The 14,738-nt window shown below is 63.7% G+C and carries 12 protein-coding genes; 7 read left to right on the top strand and 5 right to left on the bottom strand.

Annotation, left to right across the window (positions count from 1 at the left end; translation table 11 throughout):
- The first annotated feature begins 282 nt into the window (after nucleotides 1–282).
- Nucleotides 283–1,398: a succinylglutamate desuccinylase/aspartoacylase family protein gene (locus VGH68_RS20685; protein ID WP_331605552.1), complete on the top strand. Its 1,116-nt coding sequence runs from the start codon at nucleotides 283–285 to the stop codon at nucleotides 1,396–1,398.
- Between the two features lie 421 nt (nucleotides 1,399–1,819).
- Nucleotides 1,820–2,968 (top strand): porin, encoded by a 1,149-nt coding sequence (locus tag VGH68_RS20680; protein WP_331605551.1) that lies wholly within the window; start codon nucleotides 1,820–1,822, stop codon nucleotides 2,966–2,968.
- A 115-nt stretch (nucleotides 2,969–3,083) separates the two neighbouring features.
- Here VGH68_RS20680 and VGH68_RS20675 read toward each other — a convergent pair whose 3' ends face one another.
- Complete coding sequence (locus VGH68_RS20675; RefSeq protein ID WP_331605586.1) at nucleotides 3,084–3,989, bottom strand: LysR substrate-binding domain-containing protein; 906 nt, start codon at nucleotides 3,987–3,989, stop codon at nucleotides 3,084–3,086.
- A 168-nt stretch (nucleotides 3,990–4,157) separates the two neighbouring features.
- Between VGH68_RS20675 and VGH68_RS20670 the strand changes: the two genes are divergently transcribed.
- Together VGH68_RS20670 and VGH68_RS20665 are read left to right on the top strand one after the other, a co-directional pair.
- Nucleotides 4,158–5,450 (top strand): MFS transporter, encoded by a 1,293-nt coding sequence (locus VGH68_RS20670; RefSeq protein ID WP_331605550.1) that lies wholly within the window; start codon nucleotides 4,158–4,160, stop codon nucleotides 5,448–5,450.
- A gap of 19 nt (nucleotides 5,451–5,469) precedes the next feature.
- A complete protein-coding gene (locus VGH68_RS20665) occupies nucleotides 5,470–6,525 on the top strand; it encodes a serine hydrolase (RefSeq protein ID WP_331605549.1) in 1,056 nt (351 codons plus the stop codon).
- Between the two features lie 100 nt (nucleotides 6,526–6,625).
- Here the strand turns inward: VGH68_RS20665 and VGH68_RS20660 are convergent, their stop codons facing one another.
- A complete protein-coding gene (locus tag VGH68_RS20660; RefSeq protein WP_331605548.1) occupies nucleotides 6,626–8,359 on the bottom strand; it encodes an IlvD/Edd family dehydratase in 1,734 nt (577 codons plus the stop codon).
- A 318-nt stretch (nucleotides 8,360–8,677) separates the two neighbouring features.
- On the opposite strand from VGH68_RS20660, the gene VGH68_RS20655 reads away from it, so the two are divergent.
- Complete coding sequence (locus VGH68_RS20655; RefSeq protein ID WP_331605547.1) at nucleotides 8,678–9,121, top strand: VOC family protein; 444 nt, start codon at nucleotides 8,678–8,680, stop codon at nucleotides 9,119–9,121.
- 49 nt (nucleotides 9,122–9,170) lie between these two features.
- Here the strand turns inward: VGH68_RS20655 and VGH68_RS20650 are convergent, their stop codons facing one another.
- Nucleotides 9,171–9,632 (bottom strand): hypothetical protein, encoded by a 462-nt coding sequence (locus VGH68_RS20650; protein ID WP_331605546.1) that lies wholly within the window; start codon nucleotides 9,630–9,632, stop codon nucleotides 9,171–9,173.
- A gap of 173 nt (nucleotides 9,633–9,805) precedes the next feature.
- Between VGH68_RS20650 and VGH68_RS20645 the strand changes: the two genes are divergently transcribed.
- Nucleotides 9,806–10,390, top strand: coding sequence for a hypothetical protein (locus VGH68_RS20645; protein WP_331605545.1), 585 nt, complete (start codon nucleotides 9,806–9,808; stop codon nucleotides 10,388–10,390).
- A gap of 24 nt (nucleotides 10,391–10,414) precedes the next feature.
- On the opposite strand, the gene VGH68_RS20640 is transcribed toward VGH68_RS20645, so the two are convergent.
- Nucleotides 10,415–11,275 (bottom strand): class I SAM-dependent methyltransferase, encoded by an 861-nt coding sequence (locus tag VGH68_RS20640; RefSeq protein ID WP_331605544.1) that lies wholly within the window; start codon nucleotides 11,273–11,275, stop codon nucleotides 10,415–10,417.
- 218 nt (nucleotides 11,276–11,493) lie between these two features.
- On the opposite strand from VGH68_RS20640, the gene VGH68_RS20635 reads away from it, so the two are divergent.
- Nucleotides 11,494–11,883 (top strand): DUF6232 family protein, encoded by a 390-nt coding sequence (locus VGH68_RS20635; protein ID WP_331605543.1) that lies wholly within the window; start codon nucleotides 11,494–11,496, stop codon nucleotides 11,881–11,883.
- 126 nt (nucleotides 11,884–12,009) lie between these two features.
- Here VGH68_RS20635 and VGH68_RS20630 read toward each other — a convergent pair whose 3' ends face one another.
- On the bottom strand, nucleotides 12,010–14,463 hold the full coding sequence (locus VGH68_RS20630; protein WP_331605542.1) for a glycogen/starch/alpha-glucan phosphorylase: 2,454 nt from the start codon (nucleotides 14,461–14,463) through the stop codon (nucleotides 12,010–12,012).
- Between the last annotated feature and the right edge of the window lie 275 nt (nucleotides 14,464–14,738).

Genomic DNA, 14,738 nt, shown 5'->3' with positions numbered 1-14,738 from the left:
GCGCGCCGCACGGCGCGCCGGCTGGTTGCCTTCAAACGGGCTCCGCGTCGCGGAGCCCGTTTCGTTTTGGGGGCGCGCCGGGGCCGGCGTCGCGAGCCACATCGCGGGCCAATTCGGCTAAGATCGTGCGACACGCGGGGCGCACGACACACCCCGCAGCGCGCCGTCCCCGCGGACTTCGCCCGCATCGTGCCTGGAGCCAGCCCGTCGCGGCGCGCATCTTTCCCCTTCCACTCAACTACATGGCGCGGCTCACTGCGGTGAACCGCGAAGCCGAAAATCATGCAAACGCAAAATCATCCGCTGATCGCCCCATCGCTTGGCACCGCCCGCAGCCTCACGAGCTTCCACTACGGTCCGGGCGGCGGCCAGAAGATCTACATCCAGTCGTCGCTACACGCTGACGAGCTGCCCGGGATGCTGGTGTCGTGGGCGCTGCGCCGCAAGCTCGCCGCGCTCGAAGCCGCCGGCAAGCTGCGCGGCGAAGTCGTGATCGTGCCGGTGCCCAATCCGGTCGGCCTCAACCAGCATCTGCTCGGCCATTTGATGGGACGCTTCGAAACCGGCACCGCGCAGAACTTCAACCGCAACTTCCACGACCTCGCGGCGCTCGTACTGCCGGTCATCGAGTCGCGCCTGAGCGGCGACATCGACGCGAACCGCAACGCCATCCGCGCGGCGATGCGCGAGGCGCTCGGCGCGCAGGAGCCGACCACCGAACTTGCGTCGCAACGTCTCGCGCTGCAGAAGCTGTCGTACGACGCCGACGTGGTGCTCGATCTGCATTGCGACTGGGAAGCGGCGATGCACATCTATACGAACCCGGACCTGTGGCCGGAGGTGGAACCGCTCGCCCGCTATCTGGACGCGAAGGCATCGCTGCTCGCGCTCAATTCGGTCGGCAATCCGTTCGACGAGATTCACAGCTTCTGCTGGTCGGATCTGCGCGGCCGGTTCGGCGATCGCTTCCCGATTCCGAACGGCGGAATCTCGGTCACGATCGAGCTGCGCGGTCAGCGCGAAGTGTCGTACGAGTACGCGGAGCGGGATTCGCAGGCGATCATCGAATATCTGACCTCGCGCGGCGTGATCGACGGCGAGCCGGCGCCGCTGCCGCCACTCGAATTCGCCGCGACGCCGCTCGCCGGCACCGAGCCGCTGGTCGCGCCGATCAGCGGCGTGCTCGTATACCGCTGCGAAGTCGGCACCTGGGTCGACGCTGGCCATCCGATCGCTGACATCGTCGATCCGTTGACGGACCGCGTCGTCACGATCAAGAGCAGCGTGGCCGGCGTGCTGTATGCGCGGCACCTCACGCGCTTCGCGACCGCCGGTCTGGAGTTCGCGCGCATTGCGGGCGCGAACGCATTCAGAAGCGGCTCGCTGTTGAGCAACTGAAATACGACTGAAACGCGGCTGCGCAACTTGCGTGAAAGCCACATAGAACACCACTCGTTCAAACACGTAGGCAGATCCATCGATTGACAAAGAGAATCGCCCACCCCTCTGGTGGGCGATTCTCTTTTGTCCATCCGCGCAGCCGCGATGCGCGCGCGATACGCGAGACGCCAACCGGCGGAACGCGAAAACCGACTGCTTGCGCCCATCCTCGCCACTCTCCCGCCGCACGCCCGAGCAAGCACAGCCTTATGTGACAAAACCCGCGAAGTCCGCAAATGTGTCGCGCGGGCACGACATCGGGCTAGAAAATCCGGGCTGTCACATAGCGTTCTCAGCGTCCCCTTACATTCCCGCCCATCGCACGACATCGCCGCAGAGCAATGCGTCGCGATCGCCCAATTTCTAACTGGAGAGTGTTTTGAATAAGAAAATCCTGACCGCCGCTACGTTCGCCGTGTTCGCCAGCGCCGCTCACGCGCAAAGCAGCGTCACGCTGTACGGCATCATCGATGCGGGTATCAGCTACGTGAACAATTCAAAGACGGCCACCGGCCACGACAGCCTGACCAAGTACGACGACGGCGTCGCGCAAGGCAGCCGTTGGGGCATCCGCGGCACTGAAGACCTCGGCGGCGGCCTGAAGGCGCTGTTCGTGTTGGAGAACGGCTTCAACAGCGGCAACGGCACGCTCGGCCAGGGCGGCGCGATGTTCGGCCGCCAGGCCTACGTCGGTCTGTCGAAGGATGGCATCGGCTCGCTGACCTTCGGCCGCCAGTACTCGTTCTCGACCGATGTGCTGGGCAGCAACTACTCGACCGGCGGTCAGACCGTCGCGGGCAACTACGCTTACCACATCAACGATATCGACCAGCTGACGTCCAGCCGCATCAACAACTCGGTCAAGTACAGCAGCGCGAACTTCTCCGGTCTGACGTTCGGTGCGATGTACGGCTTCTCGAACCAGGCTGGCGCATTCGCAGGCGCGCCGACCGTCGGCACGACGACGGGCTCGTCGCGCGCGTACAGCTTCGGCGCGAACTACGCGAACGGTCCGTTCGGTCTCGGCGCGGCATACACCGACATCACCTATCCGGGTCTCGCCACGCCGGCATTCTCGACGGCAGTAGCGAACGTGTCGATCAGCGGCGTGCGCGATCTGCGCTCGTTCGGCGTGGGCGGCCGCTACATGTTCGGCCCGGCTACGCTGTGGGCGTTGTACACGAACACGCGTCTCGAGCCGACGACCGGCAGCTCGACGACGTTCGCGGCATACGAAGCAGGTGCGAAGTACGCGATCACGCCGGCTATCACGGCAGGCGCCGGCTACACGTACATGCATCTGAGCGACGCGAGCCGCGGCCACTGGAACCAGGTGGACCTGAGCGCCGACTACGCGCTGTCCAAGCGCACGGACGTGTACGTGCTCGGTATCTACCAGATCGCGTCGGGCCGCAACGGCACGCAGGATCTGCAGGCGCAGATCGGTTCGAGCACGAGCTACTTCGGCACGTCGGGCACGGCTGACAACCAGCTCGCGTTCCGTCTCGGCATGCGTCACAAGTTCTAAGGGGCAGCTTGCCGGCGAGGAACGCCTGCGTTCCTCGCCCGAGCGCTTCGATGCGAAAACGCCCCTACCAGGGGCGTTTTCGTTTGGCGGGCGCTTTTTGCGTGATGCGCTTGCGTCAATCCAGCAGCGCGGGATTGTCGATCGCGCCGGTCAGCAGTTCGACGAACGCCTGCATCACGCGCGGCAACGTGCGGCCCGCCATCGTCTGCACCTGCAACGTGCGCTGATGAAGCTCCGGGTTGCTGATCGGGATTGCCGCGAAGCCCTCCGCGTCGAGCCGGCCGCGCACGGTCAGGAGGCCGGTGATCGTGACCGCGTCGGTCTGCAACACGAAGCTGTGCAGCGCCGCGTGATAGTTGCTGACAAACACCGGATCGAACACGAGCCCTTCGAGGCTGCACGCGATATCGAATAACTGACGGATCGTCACGCCCGGGCCGTTGATTGCGAGCGGCCACGGCAGCAGGTCCGCGAGTGACACCGAGTCGCGCGCGCCGAGCGGATGACCGCGCCGTACCAGCGCGAAGATCGGCGCGCGCTGCGAATGCACGACGTTGATGTCCGGTTCGGGCGCCATGCTGAAGCACACGGCGATATCAGCGGTGCCGTCGCGCACGCGCTGTGTCGCGACCGACGGCGCCGACACGTCGAGTTGAAAATGCGCGGCCGGGTGCGTCTTCAGAAAGCGCGCGAACACCTGCGGCAGGAAATGCGGCGCGACGCCTTCGGAACTCGCGATGCGAATCGTCGCGCGCCCGCCGTTGCTCAGCCCGCGAATCTCCTCGGTCACGCGTTCCGCGTCAAGCAGGCTGCGCCGTGCGTAATCGGCGAGCAGCCTGCCCGCGTCGCTGAGCACCATGCCGCGCGGGCGCCGTTCGAACAGCGCGGCGCCCACCTCCTCTTCGAGTTTGGCGATCTGCCTGCTCAACGCCGACACGGCCACGTACAGGTTGCCCGACGCCTTGCTGAGCGAACCGCTGCGCGCGACTTCGAGAAAGTAGCGCAGCGCGGTGTTATCCATCTGGGTCATCGCCATCCCGCTTTGCCGTTTCGGCAACGATATCTGCCAAATATTGTAATTGTCCATAAATATCGTCCACGCGAAGATCGTGACAAGGCTTCGAATTCTGCGCCCCAACCGCGGCCGAGACACCGCGCGCACACCCACACGCCGCCAGAGGACCTCGTCATGAGCACAGACTCCGCCACCACGGCCGACACCATCGCGCAGCATGCGTCGCGATCGGGCATCTCGCGCCTGATCCTTGCCACGTCGATCGGCAATGCGCTCGAGTTCTACGACCTCGTGGTGTACGGTTATTTCGCCGCCGTGCTGTCGCGCACGTTCTTTCCTGTCCACGATCGCACCGTCTCTTTGCTGCTCACGCTCGGGACCTTCGCGCTGTCGTATCTGGCGCGGCCAGTCGGTGCGCTGGTGCTCGGCTCGTTCAGCGATCGCAAGGGCCGCAAGGCGTCGTTGACACTGTCGATCGCAATGATGACGCTCGGCACCGGCATGATCGCGCTGATGCCGTCGTATGCGTCGATCGGTGTGCTGGCACCGATCGGCGTGTTCGCGTCGCGACTGTTGCAGGGCTTTTCCGCCGGCGGCGAATTCGGCAGTTCGACCGCCTTTCTGATCGAGCATCAGCCGCAACGCAAAGGCTTCATGGCCAGTTGGCAGTTCTCGAGCCAGGGCGCGAGCACGCTGCTCGCGTCGCTGTTCGGCGCGGTGCTCACCGGTGTGCTCACGCAAACGCAACTCCAGGAATGGGGCTGGCGCATTCCGTTCCTGTTCGGCCTGCTGATCGGCCCGGTCGGTCTCTACATTCGCCGCCGTATCGACGAAACACCGGAGTTCGAACGCGCGGAAAAATCCGCGGCGCCGGTGCGCGAAGTGCTCGCATCGCAAAAGGAAGCCGTGCTCGTATCGATCGGCTCGCTGGTGCTGACCACCACGGCCAACTACATGCTGCTCTATATGCCGACCTACGCGGCGCGCCAGCTCGGGCTGTCGCCGTCGTCGGGCTTTATCGCGACGCTGGCGGCCGGTCTCATTATGTTCTCGCTCACGCCGATCGTCGGTCATCTGTCCGACAAGATCGGGCGTGTGCGCATCATGCTCGTGGCCGGCGTGCTGTTTTTCACGACGGTCTACCCGGCCTTCGTCTTCATGAATGCGCATCCATCGCTTGGCACATTGCTCGCCGCGGTCGTCTGGGTCGCTCTGCTGAAGACCACGTACTTCGCGCCGATTCCCGCGCTGATGTCCGAATTGTTCCCGACCCGCACCCGCACGACCGGCATGGCGCTCGGCTACAACATCGGCACGACCATATTCGGCGGCTTTACGCCGCTCGCCGTCGCCGCGCTGATCGCGGCGACCGGCAACAACCTCGCGCCCGGGCTTTATCTGATGCTCGCGGCGGTATTGAGCCTTTTTGCCGTGACGTGGGCGCGCGTGCGTCTGCATGCGCGCTAGAACCAACAGGACACTACCGATGCAAGACCGTTTGCAGCAAGCCGTGCAGTTCTCCGTAGATCACGAATCGCTGTGGGATCGCCATGTCAGTGGCGCATGGGGCGTACATGTGAACGACCCGCCGCCATGGAATCGGCTGCTCGGTCCCGTGCACGATCGCGGCCCCGTGTCCGGCGCGATTGCGCTCGACGGCCGTGTGCTGACCACCTGGGGCGAGCCCGAGCGCGCCGACCTGACCTTCAGTGTCGCGAAGATGTACCTCGCGCTGCTCGCCGGGGTCGCGCACGATCGCGGCCTGCTGCCCGACGTCGACGAACCGGTGCGTGCGCGCGTGCCCGACCTCGGTTTCGACGATGAACAGAATGCGCCGATCACCTGGGCACATCTGCTGCAGCAAACAAGCGAATGGCGCGGCACGTATTTCGGTTTGTCGGATCAGGCGGACCACTATCGCGCGGTCAATTTCGCGGCGCCGCCGGATGGCAAAAAAGGCGATCTGCGTCCGGCGCAACGCCCTGGCACGTACTGGGAATACAACGACGTGCGCATCAACCAGTTGTCGCTTGCGCTGCTGTATCTGTTTCGCCAGCCGTTGCCCGAGGTGTTTCGCGAGGCCATCATGCGTCCTTGCGGGGCGAGCGAACACTGGCAATGGGTCGGTTACGACAACGCGTGGGTCGAGATCGACGGGCGCCGCATGCAGTCGGTGCCAGGCGGCACGCATTGGGGCGGCGGCATGTCGGTCAGCGCAAACGATCAGCTGAAGGTCGCACAGATGCTGCTCAACGACGGCGTCGCGAATGGCCGGCGCGTGCTGTCGTCGGAGTGGATCGCGCGCATGCGCACGCCGTGCGCCATCGCGCCGTTCTATGGCTACCTGGTGTGGCTCAACACGGACCGCAAGGTGTTTCCGAGCGTGCCGGCGTCGAGCTATTTCGGTGTCGGCGCGGGCAGTTCATTCACATGGATCGAACCCGAACGGCGCATCACGGCGGTCGTGCGCTGGCTGAATCCGGCCGCCGCGAACGAGTTTTTCGGACTCGTGCTCGATGCGGTCGGTGCGATAGACCGATAGGCGGGCAATGCCGGAGAGCATCGCCCGCACGTTCGGATCGCGATAGGGGGAGACCGTTGCGCGGTGATCGATCACCGCGCAACGTCAGTGCGTCAACGCGTCAGTGCGAATGACGCGGCACCGCCGCGCCGCGGCACCCGACGAGAAAGTCCAGGTCGCAGCCTTCATCGGCCTGCAGTACGTGATCGACATAGAGGCGCCGGTAGCCGCCACCTTCCGGTGGTTCCGGCAACACATACTGCGCAAGACGGCGTTCGAGTTCCGCGTCGCTGATATCGAGGTGCAGCGTGCCCGCATCGCAATCGAGCTCGATCCAGTCACCGTCCTGCACCGCGGCAAGCGGACCTCCCGCCGCCGCTTCCGGGGTCACGTGCAGCACCACCGTTCCGTATGCGGTGCCGCTCATCCGCGCATCCGAAATGCGCACCATGTCTTTGACGCCCTGACGCAGCAACTTCGGCGGCAGTCCCATGTTGCCGACTTCGGCCATGCCCGGATAACCCTTTGGGCCGCAGTTTTTCATCACGAGCACCGACTCTGCATCGACGTCGAGCGCTTCGTCGACGATGCGCGCCTTGTAGTGCTCGAGGTTTTCGAACACCACCGCCCGGCCGCGATGCTTCAGCAATTCAGGCGTCGCCGCCGAGGGCTTCAACACCGCGCCGCGCGGCGCGAGATTGCCGCGCAACACGCGAATGCCGCCATCGGCGACGAGCGGTTTGTCGAGCGGACGAATCACTTCGTCGTTGGTGTTCGGCGCATCCTTGACGTTGTCCCACAGCGACTTGCCGTTGACGGTCAGCGCGTGCGGATGCGGCAGCAGGTTCGCTTCGCCGAGCCGGCGCAGCACCGCTGGCAAACCGCCCGCGTAATAGAACTCTTCCATCAGGAAACGGCCCGACGGCATCAGGTCGACGATCGTCGGCGTATCGCGGCCGATACGCACCCAGTCGTCGAGTTCGAGATCGATGCCGATGCGGCCCGCGATCGCCTTCAGATGTATCACCGCATTGGTCGAGCCGCCGATCGCAGCGTTGACCCGAATTGCGTTCATGAATGCGTCGCGTGTAAGGATCTTCGACAGCTTGAGATCTTCATGCGCCATCTGCACGATGCGGATGCCCGACATATGCGCGAGCACGTAACGGCGCGAGTCGACAGCGGGAATCGCCGCGTTGTGCGGCAGTGACGTGCCGAGTGCTTCGGCCATGCAGGCCATCGTCGACGCGGTGCCCATCGTGTTGCAGGTGCCCGCCGAACGCGACATGCCGGCCTCGGCCGACAGGAACTGATGCAGGTCTATCTCCCCGGCTTTCAGCGATTCGTGCAGTTGCCACACTGCTGTGCCCGAGCCGATGTTCTTGCCGTCGAGCTTGCCATTGAGCATCGGGCCGCCGGTCACGACGATCGCCGGCACATCGCAGCTCGCCGCGCCCATCAGTAGCGCCGGGGTGGTCTTGTCGCAACCGGTGAGCAACACGACCGCGTCGATCGGATTGCCGCGGATCGCCTCCTCGACGTCCATTGCCGCGAGATTGCGCGTGAGCATCGCGGTCGGACGAAGATTCGATTCGCCGTTCGAAAACACCGGAAACTCGACCGGGAAGCCGCCCGCTTCATAGACACCGCGTTTCACATGCTCGGCAAGCTTGCGAAAGTGGGCGTTGCACGGCGTGAGTTCCGACCATGTGTTGCAGATGCCGATCACCGGGCGCCCGTCGAACTCGTGATCGGGAATGCCCTGATTCTTCATCCAGCTTCGATACATGAAGCCATTCTTGTCAGCCGTGCCGAACCATTCGGTTGAGCGCAGTTTCCGCTTTTTATCCGACATGCTATGTCCTTGATGCATAGGCCGGGGGACCAACGCCGGCCAGTTTGACCGAACCGGCGCGGCGCGACCGGCGATACGACGGAAGCTGTCGCTCAGGCTCTGGGGATGGTGAAGTGTACGGAGCGGGTCGATATCTTTCCAATTACATTTTTTGCGATATGAATATCAGTTCTGGTATAGATCGGCGGCCCGCCGCGGCGCTGACTCGCTGCGGGCTCACCCGCGCCCGCCGTCAGGCAGTCTTACTGTTCGCTTTCGCCGGCGTGGACCGTGCGTTCGTCTTTCTTGATAATCGTCCGCAGTAACCAGGAGACGACGATGAACGCGATTCATGAAGTCTACGCGTACCTTCGCGTGCGCAGCGCCGTGGAGGCAATCGAGTTTTACACGGAGGCATTTGGCGGCGTCGAACAGTTCCGGCTGACCGAACCAGGTGGCCGCATCGGGCACGCGGAGGTAAAGCTTGGACCCGCGATCGTGATGCTGTCGGACGAGTACCCGGAGCACGGGATGCTTGGACCGAGCGCCGACAGCAGAACGAGCGTGCTGCTGCATATCCATTGCGACGATGTCGATCAACTCGTCGAACAGGCGGTGAATGCCGGCGCAACGGTGATCCGGCCGCCGACCAATCACTTTTATGGCGAACGCTCGGCGACCGTGCGCGATCCGTTCGGCCACGAGTGGATGCTCGGCTCGCAGATCGAAACGCTGACGCCCGAAGAAATGCAGCGCCGTTATACGGCACTGTTCGATGAATAACCGCCGGGTAGTCGCCCCGGCGAGGACGACTCGAAGACTGAAATCGCGCTTACTGTTGCGACGCGTGTGACATCAGAAACGGCACATAGCCGTTCTGCGTCGTCAGGATCTTCTCCGCGCATTCGTCGTAGTCCGAGCCTTTCGCGCTATCCGGACCGTACATGCCCCGACATTGCGCGAACAGCGTGAGCGTCGCGCCGCCGCCGCTCTTTTGGGCGCGGGTTGCCGAGAAAGCGGCCTTGCCGGAATCGTCGGGGACGTCGGTATCGATCGCCACCGCGTCCGCATGCGTGATGTGGGTATCGGAATGCTGCTGGATATAGCGCTTGGTCAACGCCCACGCGGCATCGCAATTGGCCGGCGTGCAATCGATCACCGCGGCGCGTTGCGCGGCCGCAAGATTGGGTTCGCTATGAAGGATTTGCTGCTGGGCCCGCTGCGCCTGTTTTTCCGGAGACGAGCAAGCGCTGAGTGCAAATGCAACGAGTGCAAAGGCAGTGATCTTTTTCACGAGTGACTTTCCTGAACATGTTCGAGCGCGATTATAGCCGCGCGGGACAGGGCGCTCGCAGATCGACAGTGCGCGATCTGGCGCGCCGCACGAGGGGTCGGATACACTGAAGCGTGCCGTGCAGCAACGCGCTGCAGCAACGCCACACAGCAATCCAACGGCTATTTCTTTTCATGCCCTTTCACACCGCCGAAGCCACCATGTGGCAACTCGTGCAGCGCCATACCGGCCAGGTCGGCTATCGCAGAGGCGTAAAAGCCGAAGGACTGTCGGCAACGCCAGCGGTGATCGACTGCTCCGGCTGGGTCGCGCTGCTTCTGAACGAGGCCATGCGAGCGAAAAACGACGCGGCCGGCCGCCCGTTGTTTCGCGCCGACGATATGCGTGCGTTGCACACATGGTCCGATCGGATGATCGACGTGATAGAAACGCGCACCGCATTCGTTCTGGCCGGGCAACACATGACGATGAGCAAGCTGCCGCGCTGCGCAACCCTCGGATTGAAAATCGGCGAACCGGCGTGGGCGAACAATCATCCGCGGCCGCGCGGCATCACGCATATCGTGCAGGTGGTTCGCCGGCCGGAGGATGACGCGCCCTTCGTGTCGGAGTCTTTCGGCGGCTCGGTCGCGCCGGGCATCAGCCTCACGCCGCTCGCGCAATGGCTCGCGCAGATGCAGCCGCATCTGCGTGCCGGCGACACATGGGCGGTCGATCCCTTCCGCCTCGCCGGGCGCTCGCCGCTGTCGCCGCGCTGACTGCACAGTGAGCGGCAATAACCGCTAGGTACTCGCGACCAGCAATTCCTCGGCGTTGCCCGGCGGCCGCAAACCGTCGGTCCGGCCCAGGAAATAGCGCTGCGTCAAATCTTCGGCCGACACGTGCCGCGCGTCGCTGAAGCCGGCTTCATGCGCGATCGTCGTGATCTGTTGCGGCGTGAAGAAGCTGATGAACGGCGTGCCGCTCGCGCGCGCGCCCTTCTCCGCCATCTCTAGCCCCGGACGCAGGTCCGGGTCCGCCATGTCGAGCGGCAACAGGAACGTCATCGCGAACGTCGAGCCGCGTGCGAGCGCGGCCACTTCGCGCAGCGTCGCCGCGTTGGCGTCCTTCGTCAGATACATGCTGACGCCGGTCGATACGACGACGGCCGGTTTGCCTGGATCAAAGCCCTCGGCAACCAGACGCTGCCGCCAGCTATCGCCCGCTTCGAAATCGACGGACACGAAACGCAGCCAGTCCGGCACCCCGAAGCCCAGCTCGAGCAGACGCTGGCGCTTCCATGTCTGCGGCCCCGGCGGATCGACTTCGAACACCGTCAGCCGCGACGCGATGTCGGGCCGGCGTTGCGCGAAGCTGTCGAGACCGGCGCCGAGAATCACATACTGCTGCACGCCGCGCCCGGCCTGCTCGACGACCATATCCTCGATAAAGCGTGCCCGCGCGACGATCGACGCGCGAAACGGCCGCGTGAAGCGCGGGTCCATGTCGCCGCGGCTGCGCCAGTCCTCGGACGGCGCCAGCAGTTGCAAACCGATTTCATCTTCGAGCACGTGCGGTGGCGCATCGGCCTGTACATGCAACGCGCGCCACAACGCGACGCGCGCGGCGGTGCTATCGGGTGCAATCTGTCGTTGGTCGGGCATGGCAGTGTCATTCCTGTTCACTGGTTGCAGCCTGCAAGCGGGACCGCGAGGCCGGACTCAGTACATTACTTCATAAACTCTACGTCGCTTGCGTGCGATTGCGTCGATCAAGCTCCATGCAAGAGCGGCAACACGAGAAACAGCTTGGTGACGACATCGTGGCTGGCGGCGATTGAACTCTGCTACGCTGCGTCCTTCACTATCCTTGCATTGAACCGATGGACAACCCTTTCAACGACCGTGGCGTGTCCGTGACGCGCAATGCGCTGTCATCCGCGGGCCAGGTCTTTCCGCTGCGCGACATCGTCGACGTGCGGGTCGTGACCGTGCAGAAGAACAAACCAGTGCCGATCGTGATCTCGGTGGCCGGGCTGATCGGCGCGATAGTGGGCGCCGTGCTGCATTCGCCGGCGGGGCTCGTATGCGGGATCATGCTGATCGTCGTCGGCTGGCTGACCTGGATCACGCAGGATGTTACGCATCGGCTGATCGTGAAAACGGCCGATGGTGAGCGCGAAGCGCTAATGAGCACCGACCGCGAGTTTGTCGAACGGGTGGGCGCTGCCGTGCAGCGGGCGAAGACGGCGGCGGCCGCGCCGAAGGCTTGAGATTGCCGCCGATTGTGCGCTGTTGGCGCTGGCCGTTGCGATTGCCGTTCCGTCTCGTTCGTTAATAGCGATCTGATTGAACGGCCTTCCGATCCGTTTCGCCAAACTCGCGCACTACGCGGTCGCTCATTCCATACTGAGCGGACTGACCCGCCAGATGTTGCGCGCATATTCGCCGATCGTGCGATCCGACGAGAACTGCCCCATCCCCGCGACATTCTCGATCGCGCTTTCGGTCCACGCGCGCTTGTCGACGAAACGTGCATCCACTTCGTCCTGCGCCTTCGCGAATGCGGCGAAGTCGGCGAGCACCATATAGTGGTCGCCCCAGTCGACGAGCGTGTGGAAGATATCGGAAAAGCGCAACGGATCGTCCGGGGAAAAGAAACCCGAGCGAATCTGATCGAGCGCGGTACGCAATTCCGCGTTCTCCTCGTAGATCTGCCGCGGCCGGTAGCCGCTCGCGCGCAGGCTGTCTACTTCGTCGGCGGTATGACCGAAGATGAAGATGTTCTCGCGCCCCACCGCGTCGCAAATCTCGATGTTCGCGCCATCCATCGTGCCGATCGTCAATGCGCCGTTGAGCGCGAGCTTCATATTGCCGGTGCCCGACGCCTCGGTGCCGGCCATCGAAATCTGCTCGGACAGATCGGCCGCCGGGATGATCAGCTCGGCCACGCTCACACCGTAGTTCGGCACGAACACAACTTTCAGCCGATCGCCGATCAACGGGTCGCGGTTGATCTTCTCGCTCACGTCGCCAATCAGCTTGATGATCGTCTTCGCCATCCGGTACGCGGACGCGGCCTTGCCCGCGAACAGCACCACGCGCGGCACCCAATCGCGCTCGGGGTTCGCGAGGATCCGGTTGTAACGCACGATCACGTGCAGCACGTTCAGCAGTTGCCGCTTGTATTCGTGAATGCGCTTGACCTGTAAATCGAATAGCGCGTCCGGATTGAAATGCAGTTTGGTGTGATGCGCGAGCCGATGCACGAGACGCAGCTTGCTTTGCCGCTTCGCGTCGCGGAACGCTTCGATGAATTCGTCGTCCTTGCGCAGATTGCGCAATTGCTCGAGTTCGAACAGATTGCGGCGCCAGTGCGTGCCGATGCGCGCGTCGATCAGCGAGGACATCGACGGGCTCGCCTGCGCGAGCCAGCGGCGCGGCGTAATGCCGTTGGTCACGTTCGTGAAGCGGTCCGGATAGACTCGCGCGAAGTCGGCGAAGATGTCGCGCGTCATCAGTTGCGAATGCAGTTTCGACACGCCGTTCACCTTGTGGCTCGCGACGATCGCCAGATACGCCATGCGCACGCGCCGCTGCCCATATTCGTCGACCAGCGAAATGCGGCGGATCATCTCGGCGTCATGGCCCGATTGTTCGCTCACGTGCTTCAGAAACTGCGCATTGATCTCAAAGATGATTTCGAGATGCCGAGGCAGCAGCCGTGCCAGCATCTCGACGTCCCACGTTTCGAGCGCTTCGGGCATCAGCGTGTGATTCGTGTACGAGAAGATCTGCGTGACGTGCTTCCATGCCTTGTCCCAAGGCACACGGTTCACGTCGACGAGCAGCCGCATCAACTCGGGAATCGCGAGAACCGGGTGCGTGTCGTTCAGGTGCACCGCGACTTTTTCGGAGAAGCGCCCAAACGTGCTGTGCGTGCGCTGATAGCGGCGAATCAGATCCTGCATCGTCGCGGAAACGAAGAAGTATTCCTGGCGCAGCCGCAGTTCCCGGCCGGCCGGCGTCGAGTCGTCCGGATACAGCAAGCGCGATACGTTCTCCGACATGTTTTTGGTGTCCACCGCGTTGCGGTAGTCGCCGCGATTGAACGCGCCGAGATCGAGTTCTTCGGTCGCGCGCGCCGACCACAGCCGCAGCGTATTGGTCGCATCGGTTGCATAACCGGGGATCACGGTGTCGTACGCGGTCGCATTCACATGCTCGGTGTCGATCCATTCGACGGTGTCGCCGCGCTGCACAGTGCGGCCGCCGAAGTGCACCATGTATTTGATTTCGGGCCGCGGGAATTCCCACGGATTGCCGGCGCGCAGCCAGTAGTCGGGCGCCTCGACCTGCTCGCCGTTGACGATCTCCTGACGGAACATTCCATATTCATAGCGGATGCCATAGCCGAAGCCCGGAATGCCCAGCGTCGCCATCGAGTCGAGAAAGCACGCGGCGAGGCGGCCCAGGCCGCCATTGCCAAGCGCGGCATCGGGCTCGATGTCGATCAGCGAATCCATGTCGACGCCGAGGCCCGCGAGCGCCTCCCTCATCTGATCGTAAATGCCGAGCGCGAGCAGCGCATTGCTAAAGGTCCTGCCGATCAGGAATTCCATCGACAGGTAGTAGACCCGCTTCACATCCTGCTCGTATTGCAGGCGCGTGGTCTTCATCCAGCGCGCGACGAGCCGGTCACGCACGGCCAGCGCGGCCGCGTGCAGCCAGTCATGCGGATGGGCGGTGACGGCGTCCTTGCCGACGCCATACATCATGCGATTCGAAATTGAGCGCCGTAGCGCGTCGACGGTACTGTTGAGCTGGTCGAATTCCAGATCGACGGCTGTCATCGAAGCCTCCGGGATAGAACGACATGGCAGACGCAAACCGCACAGTTGACGGACGGGAGGTGCGTGCCTGTCAGGCGGATTAAAAGAACAGAGTAGGACATTTTACGACTCGCGCACACCTGCGACGCGAGTGGATTTCCACGCACACCGCATGCCCGGCCTCGCCGGCCGATGTCATCGAGCGACGGGGGGGCTGGAGTTCGCATGTGGTGCAAAGCAGGTTCATGCGGAATGTGCTCGGCCATCCGCGACGCCGATCAGCGAAAGACGCCGCA

The sequence above is a fragment of the Paraburkholderia sp. genome (genome assembly GCF_036488505.1).
Taxonomy (GTDB): Bacteria; Pseudomonadota; Gammaproteobacteria; order Burkholderiales; family Burkholderiaceae; genus Paraburkholderia.
The sequence above is the reverse complement of the archived record's forward strand: the minus strand, read 5'-3'. Positions and strand labels throughout refer to the sequence as shown.

Excerpts from the sequence above, each read along its gene's own strand:
- VGH68_RS20665 (WP_331605549.1), top strand. The coding sequence starts at position 5,470 with ATGCAAGACCGTTTGCAGCAAGCCGTGCAGTTCTCCGTAGATCACGAA.
- VGH68_RS20675 (WP_331605586.1), bottom strand. The coding sequence starts at position 3,989 with ATGGATAACACCGCGCTGCGCTACTTTCTCGAAGTCGCGCGCAGCGGT.
- VGH68_RS20640 (WP_331605544.1), bottom strand. The coding sequence starts at position 11,275 with ATGCCCGACCAACGACAGATTGCACCCGATAGCACCGCCGCGCGCGTC.
- VGH68_RS20655 (WP_331605547.1), top strand. The coding sequence starts at position 8,678 with ATGAACGCGATTCATGAAGTCTACGCGTACCTTCGCGTGCGCAGCGCC.
- VGH68_RS20645 (WP_331605545.1), top strand. The coding sequence starts at position 9,806 with ATGCCCTTTCACACCGCCGAAGCCACCATGTGGCAACTCGTGCAGCGC.
- VGH68_RS20670 (WP_331605550.1), top strand. The coding sequence starts at position 4,158 with ATGAGCACAGACTCCGCCACCACGGCCGACACCATCGCGCAGCATGCG.
- VGH68_RS20635 (WP_331605543.1), top strand. The coding sequence starts at position 11,494 with ATGGACAACCCTTTCAACGACCGTGGCGTGTCCGTGACGCGCAATGCG.
- VGH68_RS20630 (WP_331605542.1), bottom strand. The coding sequence starts at position 14,463 with ATGACAGCCGTCGATCTGGAATTCGACCAGCTCAACAGTACCGTCGAC.
- VGH68_RS20660 (WP_331605548.1), bottom strand. The coding sequence starts at position 8,359 with ATGTCGGATAAAAAGCGGAAACTGCGCTCAACCGAATGGTTCGGCACG.
- VGH68_RS20685 (WP_331605552.1), top strand. The coding sequence starts at position 283 with ATGCAAACGCAAAATCATCCGCTGATCGCCCCATCGCTTGGCACCGCC.